Source organism: Catellatospora coxensis, from assembly GCF_016862635.1.
Classification (GTDB): Bacteria; Actinomycetota; Actinomycetes; order Mycobacteriales; family Micromonosporaceae; genus Catellatospora; species Catellatospora coxensis.
The window spans coordinates 72,530-89,270 of the sequence record NZ_BONI01000006.1 but is presented as its reverse complement, the minus strand read 5'-3'; the positions used below and the strand labels follow the sequence as shown (position 1 = coordinate 89,270).

Annotated in this window: 19 protein-coding genes; 17 read left to right on the top strand and 2 right to left on the bottom strand. The window is 73.8% G+C overall.

Annotated features, from left to right (window positions below):
- Positions 1 to 24: 24 nt before the first annotated feature.
- A complete protein-coding gene (locus Cco03nite_RS05060; protein WP_203688897.1) occupies positions 25 to 1,236 on the bottom strand; it encodes a cytochrome P450 in 1,212 nt (403 codons plus the stop codon).
- Positions 1,237 to 1,644: 408 nt separating this feature from the next.
- On the opposite strand from Cco03nite_RS05060, the gene Cco03nite_RS05055 reads away from it, so the two are divergent.
- From Cco03nite_RS05055 to Cco03nite_RS04990, 14 genes are all read left to right on the top strand, one after another.
- Positions 1,645 to 2,241, top strand: a complete 597-nt coding sequence (locus tag Cco03nite_RS05055; RefSeq protein ID WP_203688890.1) for a hypothetical protein — start codon at positions 1,645 to 1,647, stop codon at positions 2,239 to 2,241.
- On the top strand, positions 2,235 to 3,173 hold the full coding sequence (locus Cco03nite_RS05050) for a hypothetical protein (protein WP_203688888.1): 939 nt from the start codon (positions 2,235 to 2,237) through the stop codon (positions 3,171 to 3,173). The genes Cco03nite_RS05055 and Cco03nite_RS05050 overlap by 7 nt, the downstream gene beginning before the upstream one ends.
- 46 nt (positions 3,174 to 3,219) lie before the next feature.
- Positions 3,220 to 3,888: an SAF domain-containing protein gene (locus Cco03nite_RS05045; protein ID WP_203688886.1), complete on the top strand. Its 669-nt coding sequence runs from the start codon at positions 3,220 to 3,222 to the stop codon at positions 3,886 to 3,888.
- 10 nt (positions 3,889 to 3,898) lie between these two features.
- Positions 3,899 to 4,693 carry a CpaE/TadZ family protein gene (locus Cco03nite_RS05040; protein ID WP_203688884.1) on the top strand — a complete coding sequence of 265 codons (795 nt, stop codon included), beginning with the start codon at positions 3,899 to 3,901 and terminating at the stop codon, positions 4,691 to 4,693.
- Between the two features lie 41 nt (positions 4,694 to 4,734).
- Positions 4,735 to 6,255 (top strand): TadA family conjugal transfer-associated ATPase, encoded by a 1,521-nt coding sequence (locus Cco03nite_RS05035; RefSeq protein WP_373314212.1) that lies wholly within the window; start codon positions 4,735 to 4,737, stop codon positions 6,253 to 6,255.
- Positions 6,252 to 7,154 carry a type II secretion system F family protein gene (locus Cco03nite_RS05030; RefSeq protein ID WP_203688882.1) on the top strand — a complete coding sequence of 301 codons (903 nt, stop codon included), beginning with the start codon at positions 6,252 to 6,254 and terminating at the stop codon, positions 7,152 to 7,154. The genes Cco03nite_RS05035 and Cco03nite_RS05030 overlap by 4 nt, the downstream gene beginning before the upstream one ends.
- Positions 7,155 to 7,188: 34 nt before the next feature.
- Entirely contained in the window at positions 7,189 to 8,070 is an 882-nt protein-coding gene (locus tag Cco03nite_RS05025) for a type II secretion system F family protein (RefSeq protein WP_203688881.1), read from the top strand.
- A gap of 14 nt (positions 8,071 to 8,084) precedes the next feature.
- On the top strand, positions 8,085 to 8,300 hold the full coding sequence (locus tag Cco03nite_RS05020) for a hypothetical protein (protein ID WP_203688880.1): 216 nt from the start codon (positions 8,085 to 8,087) through the stop codon (positions 8,298 to 8,300).
- Complete coding sequence (locus Cco03nite_RS05015; RefSeq protein WP_203688879.1) at positions 8,297 to 8,722, top strand: TadE family protein; 426 nt, start codon at positions 8,297 to 8,299, stop codon at positions 8,720 to 8,722. Before Cco03nite_RS05020 ends, Cco03nite_RS05015 begins: the two co-directional genes overlap by 4 nt.
- Positions 8,719 to 9,153 carry a TadE/TadG family type IV pilus assembly protein gene (locus tag Cco03nite_RS05010; protein WP_203688878.1) on the top strand — a complete coding sequence of 145 codons (435 nt, stop codon included), beginning with the start codon at positions 8,719 to 8,721 and terminating at the stop codon, positions 9,151 to 9,153. The genes Cco03nite_RS05015 and Cco03nite_RS05010 overlap by 4 nt, the downstream gene beginning before the upstream one ends.
- Positions 9,150 to 9,557: a TadE/TadG family type IV pilus assembly protein gene (locus tag Cco03nite_RS05005; RefSeq protein ID WP_203688877.1), complete on the top strand. Its 408-nt coding sequence runs from the start codon at positions 9,150 to 9,152 to the stop codon at positions 9,555 to 9,557. Before Cco03nite_RS05010 ends, Cco03nite_RS05005 begins: the two co-directional genes overlap by 4 nt.
- Before the next feature lie 44 nt (positions 9,558 to 9,601).
- Positions 9,602 to 11,752: a LysM peptidoglycan-binding domain-containing protein gene (locus Cco03nite_RS05000; protein WP_203688876.1), complete on the top strand. Its 2,151-nt coding sequence runs from the start codon at positions 9,602 to 9,604 to the stop codon at positions 11,750 to 11,752.
- Positions 11,753 to 11,866: 114 nt separating this feature from the next.
- Entirely contained in the window at positions 11,867 to 12,949 is a 1,083-nt protein-coding gene (locus Cco03nite_RS04995) for a CBM35 domain-containing protein (protein WP_203688875.1), read from the top strand.
- A gap of 42 nt (positions 12,950 to 12,991) precedes the next feature.
- Positions 12,992 to 13,936, top strand: a complete 945-nt coding sequence (locus Cco03nite_RS04990) for a S41 family peptidase (RefSeq protein ID WP_203688874.1) — start codon at positions 12,992 to 12,994, stop codon at positions 13,934 to 13,936.
- A 51-nt stretch (positions 13,937 to 13,987) separates the two neighbouring features.
- Here Cco03nite_RS04990 and Cco03nite_RS04985 read toward each other — a convergent pair whose 3' ends face one another.
- A complete protein-coding gene (locus tag Cco03nite_RS04985) occupies positions 13,988 to 14,416 on the bottom strand; it encodes an NUDIX domain-containing protein (RefSeq protein ID WP_203688873.1) in 429 nt (142 codons plus the stop codon).
- A 265-nt stretch (positions 14,417 to 14,681) separates the two neighbouring features.
- On the opposite strand from Cco03nite_RS04985, the gene Cco03nite_RS04980 reads away from it, so the two are divergent.
- From Cco03nite_RS04980 to Cco03nite_RS04970, 3 genes are all read left to right on the top strand, one after another.
- Positions 14,682 to 15,443, top strand: coding sequence for a putative protein N(5)-glutamine methyltransferase (locus Cco03nite_RS04980; protein WP_239167126.1), 762 nt, complete (start codon positions 14,682 to 14,684; stop codon positions 15,441 to 15,443).
- A gap of 134 nt (positions 15,444 to 15,577) precedes the next feature.
- Complete coding sequence (locus tag Cco03nite_RS04975; protein ID WP_239167125.1) at positions 15,578 to 15,880, top strand: DUF6412 domain-containing protein; 303 nt, start codon at positions 15,578 to 15,580, stop codon at positions 15,878 to 15,880.
- Between the two features lie 101 nt (positions 15,881 to 15,981).
- Positions 15,982 to 16,719 (top strand): YidC/Oxa1 family membrane protein insertase, encoded by a 738-nt coding sequence (locus tag Cco03nite_RS04970; protein ID WP_203688872.1) that lies wholly within the window; start codon positions 15,982 to 15,984, stop codon positions 16,717 to 16,719.
- The last annotated feature ends 22 nt before the right edge of the window (positions 16,720 to 16,741 follow it).

The window sequence follows — 16,741 nt, the reverse complement described above, 5'->3', positions numbered from 1 at the left end:
GGGCGCGGGCGGCGGTGGGGTAGGTCAGGACCAGCGGACGCGCAGGGGCAGGACGCGGGCGCCGGTCATCAGGCGCGGGTCGTAGAGTTCTACGCCGTCGGCGACGGCCAGGTCGGCGCAGCGGCGCAGCAGGGTCTGCACGGCGATGCGGCCCTCCAGCCTGGCCAGCGGCGCGCCGATGCAGAAGTGGATGCCGTGCCCGAAACTCAGGTGCGGATTCGGCGTACGCGCGATGTCGAAGGTGTCCGGCTCGACGAACTGGGCGGCGTCCCGGTTGGCCGAGGCCACCCACAGGATCAGCACCTTGCCCGCGGGCACCTGCCGCTCGCCGACCATGGCCGGGGCGGTGGTGAGCCGGGCCAGCCGGGGGAACGGCGAGCGGTAACGCAGCACCTCCTCCAGCGCGGCCGGGATGCGTTCGGGATCCGCGCGCAGCGCCGCGGCGGCGTCAGGATTCGCGTCCAGGCAGAGCACCGTGTTGGTGAGCAGCGTGGTGGTGGTGATGTGCCCGGCGATGAGCAGCACGCCGAGGAAGCCGACGATCTCCTCGTCGGCGAGGCGTTCGCCGTCGACCTCGGCCTCGATCAGGGCGTTGGTGAGGTCGTCGGCCGGGTTCGCGCGCCGCTGCCGGATGTGCGCCAGCAGGTAGTCGATCATGCCGCGCAGCCGCTTGCCGGCCTGCTGCATCATCTGCTCGTCCGGGATCACGGTGTCCGGCACCTGGGCGCTGAGCAGCTCGTCGGCCCAGCGCCGGAAGACGTCGCGGTCGGCGGCGGGCACGCCGATCAGCTCGGCGATCACGGTCACCGGCAGCGGGTAGGCCAGGGCCTGGACCAGGTCGACGCGCTCGCGCCCGGTCACCTGGTCGAGCAGCTCGTTCGTGATGGCCTCGATGCGCGGGGCGAGCCCGGCGACCACCCGCGGGGTGAACGCCTTGCTGACGATGCGGCGCATCTTGGTGTGCTGGGGCGGGTCCATGCGCACGAAGTTGCCGCGGCTGAACAGCTCGATCTCCTCCTGCGGCGGGACCAGGCCGGTCAGGTCGGAGGAGAAGACCGCCGGATCGGAGAGCACCTTCTCGATGTCGGCGTACCGGAAGACCTGGTAGGCGCCGTAGTGCTCGTCCCAGCTGACCGGGTCGCGCTCGCGCATGCGGGCGAACCAGCCCAGCACGTCGTCCAGCCGCCCGGGCACCTCGGCGAAGCTCGTGCTCTTGCCGGCAGTCACCACAGCCATCACTCCCCATCGATAACTTTGTCATCTTACCGGGCGATCAAAGGCTGTTTGCCTGATATGCGGAATCGGTCATGGTTTCCGGCGCGCGCGGACCGCTGCGCCTCTCGCCCCGCGCCGTCGCATTCATGACGCGGGGCGCTGCGCTTACCATTTGTCATGTTCGATGGATCGAAGCCCGCTGTCAGGGGAGCCTTCCGCGCCGACGAGACGATCGAGATCGGAATGATCGTGAGTCGTAAATGGAAGATCTGATGACAAACACTGTCCGTGTGGCTATTACTCACCCCTTGTTATATCGGCGGAGTTCATCGTACGATCGGCCGTCTGATGCGGGGGGATCCGCTTCCAGGGCAACAACTTCTGGCAGGTGAAGGACTCAGCGAGGCTCGTCGGGGACGAGGGGGGCGCATGATTCCGTACAGCCGAAGAGGACGGTCGGTCGGCGCCGCCACGGCGCTGCTGGCCGTCGTCTCTCTCCTGGCGCTCGCCGGGTGCTCGGCCGAGGTGCCGGAGCCCGCGGGGCTGCCGACGCAGCCCGCGACGCGCCCGTCGCCCGGTCCCGCGCTCAGCGACGACCAGCAGCGCACCGTCGACGCCGCCTGGACGGCCTTCGAGAAGCTGAACGGCGTCTACCTCACCGCCGGCCAGACCGGCAAGTACGACTGGAACAAGGACATCACCCGGCGGCCGCTCTACCGGTACGCGGCCGGCCGCTACATGGCCCTGCTGGAGCGCGACCTCGGGCTGCTGGCGGAGCAGGGACTGATCCGCACCGGAAAACCCACGGTCACGCTGCGCCGGGTCGTCTCGGTCAGCGCGACCTCGATCGTCGTGGAGGCCTGCGTGGACGACGCCGGCACGGACACCGTCAACAAGAAGACCCGCAAATCCGTCGCGGCCCCCGGGCAGAACAAGCGCTACCCGGTGACCCTGCGCGCCGGGCTCTACCCGGACAGCGTCTGGCGCTGGGTGGACTCGCACACCGACCGGGCGGCGTCGTGCTGACCCGGACCCGCGTGCTGGCCACGCTCGCCACTACCGCGGTCACGCTCGCGCTGACACTGGTCGTGACGCAGAGCCCCGCGCACGCCGACTACATCTACTGCCCGCCCAACAACGGCCCCTGCATCCTCGTCGTCACCGGTGGCGGTGGTGGTGGGGGCGGCGGCGGTGGCGGCGGGGGAGGCGGCGGCGGCAACGGCATCGACTGCGAGCACGAGGACTTCGTCGACCCCATCCCCTGCCACGACCTGAGCATGGGCTGGTTCAACCACACCGACAGCTGCTACTACAACCGCCTGGAGCTCGCCGACGACGACCCGATCTGGGGCGGCCACGACCCGGCGAAGGGCAGGATGTACGCCGTCTGGTGCTGGGGCGGCCTGTCCGCGGGCTGGCAGCAGGGCAGTGACGAGTACCTGACCGCCCCGCCGCCGGGATACGGGGCCATGCCCTCGCCGATGCTGCTGGCCGTGGAAGCGATCAAGTTGATGCCCATCAAGGGGCCCGACATCCACATGGCGCCCGATCCCGGCGGCGCGGGGCTGGTCGGCCTGCCGGTGTGGATGTGGACGCCGGTGCGGGAGGGCACCTGGGGCTCGGTCACCCGCCATGCGTTCGTGCCCGGTCTGACGGTCGAGGCCACCGCGACGGCGACCAAGATCGAATGGAGCATGGGCGACGGCACGACCGTCGTGTGCCACTCGCCCGGCACGCCGTACCACCCCGCCGACGGCAACAAGCCGTCACCGACCTGCGGGCACAGGTACACCCAGCCCTCCCGCGGCGAGGCCGACGGCACCTACGACGTGCGCGGCACCACCACCTGGCACGTGGAGTGGCACGTCGTCGGCGGCGGCGAGACCGGCGACCTCGACATCGAGCGGTTCACCACCACCGAGGTCCGGATCGACGAGATGCAGGTCGTGAACAAGTGAGCCGGCGTCCGGCCGGCGGGAACGTCGAGAAACGAGGCAAGGCGGCATGAGCGTCAACACCAGTGCGCCCGCGCGGGCGCTGCCCGCGGCGCCGATCCCGGTGCCCCGCACCGCTCCCCGGCGGCGGTCGCTGGCCCAGGGCGCGCTCGCCGTGCTCCTCATCATCGTCGGCGCGCTGACCGCGGCGTACGTCGCGCAGCGCATCGGCGGCACGCACGACTACCTGGCGATGGCCCGGCCGGTCGGCAAGGGCGCACAGATCAGCCGCGAGGACCTGGTCGTGGTACGGGTGAACCAGGCGGTGGGCCTGCGCCCGATCCCGGCGGCGAACGCCGCGCAGGTGATCGGCAAGCGCGCCGTCATGGCGCTGGTCCCGGGCACCCTGCTGACGCTGGACCAGGTCACCGAGACGCCCGTGCCGGCGCCCGGCCACCAGCTGATCGGCCTCGCGCTCGGCGAGGACCGGATGCCCTCGGCCGCCCGGCTGTCCGTGGGAGCCCAGGTGCTGCTCGTGGTGGTGCCCGAACGGACCGGCGGGCCGGACGCGCCCGACCTGGTGCCGCCGCGCACCGTCACGGCCACCATCGTGTCGCTGTCCCCGGGCACCAGGTCCGGCCGGACGGTGATCAACGTGGAGGTGGCCACGGTGGACGCGCCCTCGGTGGCCGCGCTCGCCGCCGCCGACCGCATCGTGCTCGCCCTCGACGGATCGTGAGCGGCCGCCGATGACTCTGATCGCGATCGTCTCCGCCAAGGGCTCCCCGGGCGTCTCCACCGCCGCGCTGGCGTTCACGCTGACCTGGCCGTCGCCGGTCCTGCTGGCCGAGTGCGACCCGGCCGGCGGCGACCTGCTGGCCGGCTACCTCGCCCGGTACGAGCTGCCCGCCAACCGCGGGGTGCTGCCGCTGGCGTCGGCGGCGCTGCGCGGCACGGCGGAGCAGGAGCTCGCCGGCAACCTCATCGACCTGGACGCGCCCCGCCAGCAGCGGATGGCGCTGCCCGGGCTGACCGAGCCGGGCCAGAGCGCCACCCTCAACCTCGCCTGGACCAGCCTCGGCGAGTTCTTCGCCCGGATGACGGCACAGATGGTGATCGCCGACTGCGGGCGGCTGTCGTCCGCGCACCCGCCATGGGCGCTGCTGGCACGGGCCGACCTGGTGCTGCTGGCACTGCGGCCGCACTCGCTGCGCACCGTGTCGCCGGCGCTCTCGGCGGTCGGCGCGATGCGCCGCCAGCTGCCGGCCGGGTTCGTGGAGAACAGCCTCGGCCTGCTGCTTATCGGGGGCGGGATCGCGGGCCGGGAGGTCTCCCGGCACCTGGGCGTGCCGGTGGTGGCGAACCTGCCGTGGGACCCGGCGACCGCGGGGGCGCTGTGCGGCGACGGCCGGGGCCGCCGCCGGGCCGCGCTGATGCGCAAGTCGGCCGCAGCCTACGAGAGCGTCACCGGTCTGATCGCGAGCCGCCGGATGGACAGCGCGCTGTCCCGCCGCGACACCGAACCGTTGCCGGTGACGTCGTGACGGCCCCGCGGTTCATCCCGATCCCGCCGGAGCCCGCGGCGGTGCCCCGGGTCAACGGGCACACCCGGGCGAGCTACCCGGTCCAGCAGCCGAGCCACCCCGACCAGCCGCCCGGCTATCCGGCCCAGCCGCCCGCCTACGCGCACCAGCCGCCCGGCGCGCACGCCGCGCCGCCGGCGCCGGTGGACTACGCGGTCGTGCGTCAGCTGCAGGGCCGGGTCACCGAGACGCTGACCCGCCTGCTCGCCGACGCGGCCAACGTCACCCCGGCCCACCGGCGGGAGACGGCGTCGCGGATCGGCCGCGAGGTCATCGCCGACTACGTGGTGGCGATGGCGCACGCCGGCACCCCGGTCAGCCCCGCGTACGAGCAGGCGCTGCTCGACGCGGTGGTGGCCGGCATGTTCGGGGCGGGCCGGCTGCAGCGCCTGCTGGACGACCCGAAGATCACCAACGTGCACATCATCGGCTGCGACCAGGTGCTGCTGCACCACGCCGACGGCAGCCGCAGCCGGGGCGAGCCGGTCGCCGACACCGACGACGAGCTGATCGGCATGCTGCAGGTGCTGGCGATGCGGGTGGCGGCCACCGAGCGGCAGCTGTCGGAGTCCAATCCCGAGCTGGACATGCAGCTGCCCGACGGCTCCCGGATGACGGTGCTGTACAAGGTGTCGCCGCGCCCGATCGTCTACATCCGCAAGCACAGCCTGTTCACGGCGACGCTGGAGGAGCTGCGCGACCGCTGGGGCATGATCGACCTGCTGCTGTACCGGTTCCTGATCAAGGCGCTGGAGTCCGGGGCCAACATCATGATCGCGGGGCTGGCCGCGTCGGGGAAGACCACGCTGCTGCGCGCGCTGGGCCGCACCATCCCGGTCGGCGAGCCGTACATCACCCTGGAGGAGTCCCGGGAGCTGGGGCTGCACGAGTCCCTGCAACCGTCGGACGAGAACTGGGTGATCAGCCTCGAAGCCCTGCAAGGCCACGGGGAGTACGACAACAACGGCAAGCGCCGCGGCGAGAAGACGCTGCACGACATGATGCCGATCACCCAGCGGCTCGGCGTGCGGCGGGTCATCGTCGGTGAGACACGCGGCCGGGAGATCGTGCCGATGCTGCGCGCGATGACGGTCAGCCGCGGCGCGATGTGCACCATCCACGCCCGGCAGGCGCGCGAGGTGATGGACTCGATCGTGCAGCTGGCCTGCTCGTACGGCAACGACATCGGCGCCGACCAGGCGCTGCGCATGGCCGCCCAGGGCATCGACCTGATCGTGTACACGGCGGTCGTCGACGAGCGGGCGATCGGCGGCGGCGAGCACCGCTTCGTGTCGCACGTCATCGAGGTCGGCGGCATGCGCGAGGACCGCGTGGTCACCACCACGGTGTTCGGGCCGGGCCCGGACGGCCGGGCCGTGCCGCGGCACCTGCCCGAGCGCATCCGCGACGACCTGATGGACGTCGGCTACGACCCGCGCGAACTGGTGCCCTACATCGAGGCCGGCTCGCACAACCGGGGCGCCTGGACCAGGGAGCTGCACGTCAAGCGGGTGCGCCAATGATCCGGATCCTCGCGGCGCTGTCCGTGCTGACGGCCGGCTCCGGCATCGTGCTGGCCGTGCTGTTCGCGATCGGCACGACCCGCCCGCCCGGCCCCGCGTCACCGACCCGGCTGTGGCTGCGCCGGTTCTGGCGCGGGCCGGGGCGCACCGCCGCGCAGCGCCGTACCCACCAGGGGGTGCTGATCTTCGCGGTGTGCGCGGGCGCGGCGGCCTGGCTGGTCACCGGATGGCCGGTGGGCGGGGTCATCGTCGCGCTGGCGGTGCCGGGGGTGCCGTGGCTGTTCTCCGCGGCCACCGCCGAGAAGAAGGCGCTGGCCCGGCTCGCCGCGCTGGAGGCGTGGACCAGGCGGGTGAGCGACTACGTGCGCAACGGCATCGGGTTGCAGGCCGCGATCGTGGCCACGGCCCGGACCGCGCCGCCGCTGCTCGGCTCCGAGGTGCGCACGCTCGCCGCGCGGCTGCAGGCGGGCACCGACCTGGCGACCGCGCTGCGCGCGTTCGCCGACGAGCTCGACGACCCCAGCAGCGACGAGGTGGTGGCGCCGCTGATCCTGCAGTCCGCGGACGGCGGTGAGGGCCTGTATCTGGCGCTGCTCGACATCGCCAACGGCCTGGCCGAGGAGATCGTCGCCCGGGCCACGGTGGACAGCGAGCGCTCGTCGGCCCGGTTCACGGTGCGCTTCCTGACCGGGGTGACCGTGCTGATGGTCGGGTTCGGCGCGCTGAACCCCGGCTACGCCGCGCCGTACCGCACCGGGCTCGGCCAGCTCATCCTCGCCTCGCTGGCAGGCCTCTACGTGGCCCTGATGATGTGGATCCGGGGCCTGTCCCTGCCGGAGCGGCTGCCGCGCCTGCTGCGCTCGGACCGGCACGCCGCGGTCCCGGAGGTGACGCCGTGAGCGGGCGATCCAGGTGGAACGGCGAGGTGGCGGCATGATCGGCGGCAACCTGTGGCTGGCGCTGGGCATCGCGGGCGGCGCGCTCGCCGGGTTCGGGCTGTACCTGCTGGTCGTGCAGTTCGTGCCGGCCACGCCGGCGCTCGGGCCGGCGCTGCGGCGGCTGCACCCGGGCGTGGACCCGCACTTCGCCCCGCCCTCGGAGACGCCCGCGCCCGCGGGTGACTGGATGTCGAGGCTGCGGCTGCCCATGGCCGATCTCGCGATCCTGGACCGCAGCCCGGAGCGGCACGTGTCCAGTGTGGCCCTGTCGGGGCTGCTCGGGCTGCTGCTGCCGGTGGTGGCGACGGTGGGCCTGGTGGTGGCCGGCCGCTCGGTGCCGCCGGCCGTGCCGGCGGCCGGGACGCTGCTGTTCGCGCTGGGCATGGCCGCGCTCGCGCACTACGACATGCTCAAGAAGGCGAAGGCCGCCCGGGTCGAGTTCGTCCGGGCGCTGTGCACCTACGCGACGCTCACCGCGCACCAGGTGCGTTCGGGGCACGGCGCGGTCGAGGCGATGGAGCGTTCGGCGAGCATCTGCGACGGCTGGCCGTACGTGCGGCTGCGCACCACGCTGCTGAGCGCGCAGCTGCAGATGCGCGCCCCGTGGGACGAGATGAAGGCGCTCGCCTCGACCATCGGCGTGGTCGAGCTGACCAGCTTCGCCGACATCATGCGCAGCGCCGGCACCGACGGCGCGCAGGTGTACCAGACGCTGCGCGCCCAGGCGGCCTCGCTGCGCGACCAGATCCGGGTGCGGGCGCTGGAGGGGGCCAAGACTCGCACGTCCAAACTGGACATCCCATCCACGATGATGATCATGATCTTGCTGGTCCTGATCGGATATCCGCTGATGGTCAGCCTGTTCACCTACAAATGAGGAGTAGGAGCCCGATGTTCACCAAGTTCTGCGCGGCCGTCGAGGTCCGTTTGCGGACCCTGATGTCCCCGGTCACGCGTGACCGGGGCGAGGGCCCCGTCCCGCACCTGGTCATGGTCGCCATCATGGCGGCCGCCGCTGTCGCTGTCGCCGTCGCCGTGTGGGGTATCGCCGACATCTGGGTCGGCGAGATTCCGGACCAGGCTCCCGCCGGCCCGGCCGGACCGTGATCCCACGCCCACTCCGTGACCGGCTCCGTTCGCGGAGCCGGTCGCGGGCGTGCCCCGACCGCGGCGACGGCCCCGTCGAGTTCGCCATCATCGCGGCTCCACTGCTGCTGCTGTCGCTGATGGTGGTGCAGGTGGCGCTGGTCTTCTACGCCCGCTCGGTCGCGCTCGGCGCGGCGACGCAGGGCGCCAACGCGGGCCGCCAGCACGGCAGCACCGACGCCGCCGCCACGGCCAACGCCAACGACTTCCTGCGCAGCATCGGGCCGGGCCTGCAGGCGCCGGTGGTCACCGTGCGGCGCGACGCCGCCAACACCGAGGTCACCGTGGTCGTCACCGGCCGCGCGGTGAACCTGATCCCGTTCCTGGGGCCGTTCGAGGTCTCGCAGCAGGCGCACGGCCCGGTGGAGAGGTGGGTGCCGTGAACGCGCCCTTCCGGCGGCGGGACCGCGGCTCGGCCGCCATCGAGCTCGCCATCATGGCTCCCTCGGTGCTGCTGTTCTTCGCCGCCGTCATCGTCGCCGGCCGGTACAGCCTGGCCCGGCAGGCCGGTGAGGCCGCCGCGTACGACGCCGCGCGCACCGCGAGCCTGGCCCGCACCGAGGCCGACGCCCGTGCCCAGGCGCTCACCGCCGCGCTCAACTCCTACCGGGCCGCGGGCCTGACCTGCGAACCGCTGGAGGCCGACGTCGACGCGGCCGGGTTCCAGCAGCCGGTGGGCGTCGCCGCCACGGTCACCGTCCGGGTGGTCTGCGTGGCGCGGTTCGAGGACATCTCGATGCCGGGCATCCCGGGCAGCTTCCGCATCGAGTCGTCGTTCACCAGCCCGCTCGACACCTACCGGAGCCGCACATGAGGTGGCGCGACGACCGGGGCAAGGCGACGGTCTTCATGGTGATCATGGCGCAGGCGTGGGTCTTCATGTTCGGCATGGTCGTCGTCGGCGGCGGGCGGATGCGTGCGTACCAGCGCGCCGACAACATCGCCGCCGAGGCCGCGCGCAGCGCCGGGCAGGCCATCGACCCGTCCCGGGCGATCCCGGGCGGCGACAAGGTCATCGACCCGGCGCTGGCCGTGAACGCCGCGAAGGTCTACCTGGACAGCGTCGGCGCGACCGGCACGGTCACCGTCGCGCCCGGCGGCGAGACGGTCACCGTACGTGCCTCCATCACCTACCAGAACCCCTCCGGCCTGGCCTTCCTCGGCGGGGCGACGTGGCGCGCCACCGGCGAGGCCACCGCGACACTCCTCATCGGATAGACCTGCTCGGCCGGCCGAGCAGCCACCAACGAAAGGGCGCGACCATGGCACCAGTCCGGCGCAACCGCCCCCACTGGACCCTGCGCCTGCTCGCCGGGCTGGCCTCGCTGACCGGGATCGTGGCGATCGTCGCGGGCGTGCCCGTGCTGCTGGTGGAGTTCGCGGGCAACCCGCTGCCCCGGCAGCTGCCCTCGCTCGACGAGATCACCACCGCGCTGACCTCGCCCGACAACGGCGACCTGTTCCTGCGCGCGCTCACCCTGGCCGGCTGGGTCGCCTGGGCCACCTTCACCCTCAGCATCCTGGTCGAGATCGGGGCCCGGATCAGCGGCCGCCGCGCCGCCCGGCTGCCCGGCCTCGGCCTGCAGCAGCGGGTCGCGGCCGTGCTGGTGAGCGCGCTGATCGCGGTGTTCGCCGGGGCGAGCGTGGCGACCGCCGCGCTGCCGTCCCTGCCCGCGCCCAGCGCCGCCCGGGTGGTGGCCACCCAGGCGGCCCCGTATGCCGGGGTGGTGGCCGCACCCCGGGTCGCGCCCGCCCTGGCGTACGCCGCGCCCGCGGTCGCGCCCGTGCAGGCCCACGCGGCGCCCGCGCCGGTGCAGGCCGCACCCGCACCCGCCGCGGCCGCGATGGAGCTGCACCAGGCCCCGCCCCGCCAGCGCGTCGAACGCCCCGTGTACGTCGTCAAGAAGGGCGACTACCTCGGCTGCATCGCGCAGCGCTTCACCGGCGACTTCGACCGGTACCAGCAGCTCGCGGCGCTGAACCCGCAGCTGATCCGCAACCCGAACCACATCGAGCCGGGCTGGCGCATCGTGCTGCCCGCCGACGCGCACGACCGCGGCGCGATCCGCCACGCGACCGGCAAGCTGCTGCTGCCCGCCGTCGAGACGCCCGCACCCCAGCAGCCCACCACCCCGCAGCAGCCGACCACGCCGCCCCCGCCCGCCACCCCGGCCCCGGCGACCCCGTCCCCGCAGGCCAGCCCGCCCCCGGCAACGCCCGCCCCGGCGACCGCGGTGACGCCCTCGGCCCCGGCCCCGTCCGGGTCGGCGGTGCCCGCTCCGGCCCACCGTCCGAACGTGATCCCGCTCGACGAGACCGACCCCGGCACCGGCCGGACCAAGGTGCTCGCGGCCGGCGCCGGGCTGGCGCTGGCCGGGGTGCTCGCCGGGCACGTCGTGGTACGCCGCCGGATCCGCCGCCTGCACCGGCTGCGGGTGGGCCGCCGTCGCGGCGTCGGCGGGGTACGCAGCCCGCTCGGCTACCGGGCCCGGGAGGTGCCGCCGCGCCACCGCGCCACCGAACGCCTCGACGCCGGGTTGCGCCAGCTCACCGCGGGCCTGCGCGGCCGCGCCCCGTGGGAGATGCCGGACATCGCCGCCGCCTGGGAGCACGGCGGCGACCTCGCGATCATCCTCGCCGCCCCGTGCGCGGACCCGCCGGAGCCGTTCGACGTGCAGTGGCCCAACACCTGGTCGCTGTCGGCGTCGTCCTGGCTGCCCGACCGCGTCGACACCCCGTCGCTGCTGCCCGGCCTGCTCAAGATCGGCACCTGGCCGCAGGGTGGCGAGCTGTTCGTCGACGGCGAGCGCACCGGCCTGCTGACCCTGCTCGGCGACCCGCAGCGCTGCGACGACCTGCTGCGCTACCTGGTCGCCGAGGCGGCCACCGCCAGCTGGGCCGACGAGGCAGCGGTCACCGTCGCCGGGCTGAGCAGCGCGGACATGCGCGCCCTCGGCTCGCTCAGCGACCGCGTACGCACCAGCTCGTCGGTCAGCGACGCCCTGGCCCGCATCGGCCGCCGCGCCGCCGCCAACGCCGCCGTGCTGCACGACTCGCAGACCGCCGACATGCCGACGGCCCGCATCAACAACGTCACCGGCGACGCCTGGGGCATCCAGCTGCTGTTCGTCGCCGACCCGTGGGGCGAGCACACCGAGCAGCTGCGCGACCTGGACGCGCTGCTGGCCGACCTGGGCCGGGTCGGGGTCGCGGTCATCGCCACGCACCCCACCGGCACCCGCTGGTCGGCGAGCATCTCCGCCGACGGCGGCGTGCACATGTCCTGGCTGGCCGTCACCGACATCACCGCCTGCGAGCTGACCAGCTCCCGGCTGGCCGCGCACGTGGCCGGCCTGGCCCAGGTGGCCCGGGTGCCGGTGCAGTCCACGGGGGCCCGCCACCGGCTGCGCTGACGAGACCTTGTCGACAACTCGTCTGCCCGGTGGACCGCCGCATCGGCCGATGGCTAAGGTCTGCACCGGCGTACGCGGCTGCGGCGACGCCGTCATGCGTGCTCAGGGGGGATCATGTCGGTCGACGACGGCACCGGACGCCGGCTGCGCGTCGGTGGCTGGATCCCCGACGACGGCTCCGCCCCGACGCGGCCGGATCCGCACCTGCCGCCGACGCGCGGGCACGACCAGCGGCAGGCCCCGACCGGACCCGGCCCGGCCGAGCCGGGGCATGACGGCATTCCGCCAGGCGGGGACTTCATTCCGCCAGGCGGTGACGGCACTCCGCCAGGCGGCGACTTCACCGAGGCGGCGCCCGCCTCCCACGGCATCCGCCGCGCCGACCGCCCGGCGTCCGCCAGGCCGGAATGGATCGGCGAGCCGGCCGGTCCGGCCCCGCGAGTCGACGCGCCACCGACGGCGTTCGTCGGCTCCGACGACTCCGACGCCCGTGCCGGCGGTGGTCCGGCCCCGCTCGGCCGTCGCCGGATCGCCACCGCCGGCCCGGGCAGGCGGCCCCTGCTGCTCGCGACGGTCGGCGGGATCGCCGCGTTCGTGGTCGTCGTGGTGGTGGCCGTCGCGTGGCTGACGCCGTCCGGCGTACCGGGGATCGGCGAACCCGGCCTGTTCACAGCCGGTGACGGCGCCGGCAGCGCGCCACCGGCCACCGATCCCGCGGCGGACCCGACCGCGACCCCGTCGGCCGGTCCGTCGGCGTCACCGTCGCCGAGCGCCTCGGCCGGCCCGGCAGCCGCCTTCCGCGCGGTCGCCTACGAGGCCGAGGCCCGCGGCAACACGCTGCTCGGCCAGGCCACGGCCGTCGGCATGGCCGGCGCGTCCGGCGGCACGGTGGTGCGCAACCTCGGCGACGGCACCGGCAAGCGGGACGGCGCGCTGCGGTTCAACGGGGTGACGGTGCCCGCCGCCGGCACGTACACGCTGACGTTCCACTACGCCCAGAGCCCCGGTCCCCGTGCCCACCAGGTGGTGATCAGCGTGGCGGGCGCGGCTCCGGTCACCGTCGCGGTCGACGCGGTGGACGGCTGCTGCGCGAGCCGCTCGGTCCGGGTCAGGCTGCGCCAGGGCGCCAACTCGATCACGTTCGACAATCCGAGCGGGCCCGCGCCCGCCGTCGACCGCATCGTCCTGAGCGCCTGAGCCGCTCGCCACGGCGACCGTCGGCTGGCTACGGTGTCGGCCATGCCGAAGCTTCTCGTCGAGCGCGCCATGGAACTCATGTGCGCCAACTACGTGTTCCCCGAGCGTGCGGTCCCGGCCGCGGCCGACGTCCGCCGCCGCCTGACCGAGGGCGAGTACGACGGCCTGGACGAGGCGTCGCTCGCCGACGCGCTCACCCTGCGGCTGGCCGAGCACTGCGCCGACAAGCATCTACGGGTACGCGTCCGCGACGCCCGCCTGCACACCACCGTCGACCCCGCCGAAGCCGACGCCGTGTACCGCGAGCACCTGCGGGTCACCAATCACGGCATCGCCCGCGTGGAACGCCTCGACGGCAACGTCGGCTGCATCGAGCTGCGCGGCGTCACCGCGGCGGGGCTCGGCGGCCGGGCGATCGCCGCGGCGATGGAACTCGTCTCCCAGACCGAGGCGCTGATCCTCGACCTGCGCCGCAACAGGGGCGGCTCGCCCGACGGCGCGATCTTCTGGACCAGCTACTTCTTCCCCGACGGCGAGACCCACCTCAACAGCATCGAGTCCGGCGCGGGCAGCTCACTGCGCCAGTACTGGAGCGTGGCCTACCTGCCCGGCGAGCGCTACCTGGACCGCCCCGTATACGTCCTCACCAGCGACTTCACCTTCTCCGCCGGCGAGGAACTCAGCTACAACCTCCAGTCCCAGGCCCGCGCCACCCTCATCGGCGAGACCACCCGAGGCGGCGCCCACCCCACCGAACGCTTCCCGATCACCCCCACCCTGGAGATCACCGTCCCGGTGGCCCGCTCCATCAACCCGATCACCGGCACCAACTGGGAGGGCACCGGCGTGATCCCCGACATCCCCGTCCCCGCCGCCCAAGCCTTCCCCCACGCCTACCGCCTGGCCCTGGACCACGTACTGTCCACCACCACATCCCCGGCGACCCGCGACGAGGCCACCACCGCCACCGCCCTCCTCCTTGGTTGATCATGAACTTATGGCACGGGTCGGCGGCGTGTCATCGCCACAACTTCATGATCACCGCTGGTCGGGTGGGTGCAGGTGGTTCCGGTAGTCGGGTGAGGACAGGAAGGCGGTGAGGGCGGGGCGGGCGTAGCCGGCCAGGTCGAGGGCCAGGATCTCGGCCGGGGGTACGAAGAGCATGGCGCGGCCCTCGCCGAGCACGACGTCGGACTGGCGGGCGGTGGTGCGGCCGTGGAAGAGGTAGCCGTACAGCGGGCTTTCCGGCATCGGGCCCGCCCAGAACAGGGCCAGCTCGCCGACGCGCAGGCCGGTCTCCTCGTACAGCTCCCGGTGGGCGACCTCCAGCGGCTGCTCGCCGGGCTCGGCGACCCCGGCAGGGAAGGCCCACTGGTTGGGGAACGTCGGCGCGTGCTCGTCGCGCTCCTGCAACAGCAGCGCCCCGTCGGCGTCGACCAGCAGCACCCCGGCCACGAACTTTCGCATGGGCGGGGATATCAGCCGGGTACGGCACACGGCAGGGGGCCGTTGTCCGGGCCGCTGTGGCGGCCGGGAGCCCGCGCGCAGCGCATGTCTCGCCGTGGTTCACATCATCTTTGCTGTGGCCACAGCAAAGATGATGTGAACGTGCCGAGACCGCTGTCGGTCAGCCGTCGCCACGCCCGGCCGACCGGGTCGACGTCGGCAGAGGACCCGTTCGAGCTGGTGCCGAGCCTGTGGGCGTAACCTGGCCCGGATCGGGGGGGTGCCTGTGCGGGCGGATGTGATCACGACGTTGCGGGCGGCGGGCTGCGTGTTCGCCGAGGACGAGGCCGATCTGCTGATCTCGGCGGCGGCCGGGCCGGACGAGCTGGACGAGCTGGTCGCGCGCCGGGTCGCGGGGCTGCCGCTGGAGCACATCGTCGGCTTCGCCGAGTTCTGCGGGCGGCGCATCGCCGTGGACCCCGGGGTGTTCGTGCCGCGCCGGCGTACCGAGCTGCTGGTCGAGGAGGCCGCGCGGCTGCTGCGGCCGGGGTCCGTGGTGCTGGACATGTGCTGCGGCTCGGGCGCGGCCGCGACCGTGCTCGCCGCGCACGGCGGCGTCGAGGTGCACGCCACCGACATCGACCCCGCCGCGGTGGCCTGCGCCCGCCGCAACGTGGAACCCCTCGGCGGCCACGTGTACGAGGGCGACCTCTACGAACCGCTGCCGGACTCGCTACGCGGCCGGGTGGACGTGCTGGTGGTGAACGTGCCGTACGTCCCGACGGACGCGATCGCGCTGATGCCGCCGGAGGCGCGGCTGTACGAGCCGACGGTCGCCCTCGACGGCGGCCCCGACGGGCTCGACATCGCCCGCCGAGTGCTGAGCGGTGCGAGTGACTGGCTCGCCCCGCAGAGTCGGCTGCTGCTGGAGACCAGCGACGAGCAGGCCGACACAGTTCGTGCCCTGTTCGCCGCTGCGGGTTTGGCCCCCCGCCTTGCCCGCTGCGAGGAACGTGGCGCAGTCGTGGCCGTCGGGCAGCGGGCCTGACGGCCACTGGCGGAGTCTCGGCGCCGGACCCCGGACCAGGCCGCCCACCACCGGGGTATGGAGGCGGTCGACCTTCCGAGGGCTCTCCACACCGGACCGCACCACGCCTTGCGCGGCGCGGGTACGGTTGCCGCGTGCCGATCGCCGCCGCCTCCCGCTGGGCCATGACCCTGTGGCTGGCCGTGCTGTGCACCGGCGCGGCGGTGGACCAGCCGAGCCTCGGCACGATGCTCGCCAGCGCGGCGGCCCTCCTGCTCGTCACCGCCCTGGCCGTGGCAGCCGCCTACGGCATCGGCAGCCGCCCATCGGGCCGGGCCGCGATCGACCTGGCGCTGCGCGAGCTGTCGAAACACGCGGGCGTGCTGCGCCAGCGCGACCCCGACGCGGCGGGCCGCCCGCGCCCCCGAGCACCCGGCTTCTCCCCTCTGGCCTGCTGACCCGGCGTGATCCGGGCGCGGCCGACACGGTCCTCGTCCACGCCCGCCGGTCGACCGACGTCCCGGCCGGGCAGCCGTACCCGCAGAGGGGTCTTTCTTCCATGTTCGCTTCGCTGTTCCATGCCGCGCACACCGCGGTCGTCCACCTGTCCACCGTGCTCGCCCCCGTCGGCGGCGTGGCCGCGGCGGTCGTCGCCGTGACGATGCTGGTGCGGCTGCTGCTGCACCCGCTGACCAGGGCCGCCGTACGCGGCGAGCGGGCCCGTGCCGCGCTCGCGCCGCAGCTGGCCGCCCTGCGCAAGAAGCACGGCAAGGACACCGCCGCGCTCGCCCAGGCCATGACCGACCTGCACCGCGAGGCGGGCGTGTCGCCGCTGGCGGGGTTCCTGCCGATGCTGCTCCAGGCGCCCGTCTTCATCGTGCTGTATCAGCTGTTCGCCAGCGCCACGGTCGCCGGTCAGGCCAACGTGCTGCTGGACAGCACGCTGTTCGGGGTGCCGCTGAGCGCGCACCTGCTCGCCCCGTCGGCGGTGTGGCTGCCGCACCTGGCCGTGTTCGGCGGCGTGGTGGCGGTGCTGACGGCACTGGCGTGGGCCTCGTCACAGCGGGCGGTACGCCTGGCCGCGTTGCATGCCGAACCGCCGACGGGCCTGCTGGCGACGCTGCCGCGGGTGCTGCCGTACGCCATCCTGCTCAGTGCCGTGGTGTTGCCGCTGGCCGCGCTGCTCTACCTGGTCACCTCGACGGCCTGGACGGTCGCCGAGAACGCGCTGCTGCGCCGCGGCTATCCGGCGGGAGCCGCGGCCGTGCGCCCGGCGGGCGGCGGTGCGGTGGCGTGACGTCGGTCAGACAGCCGATCGC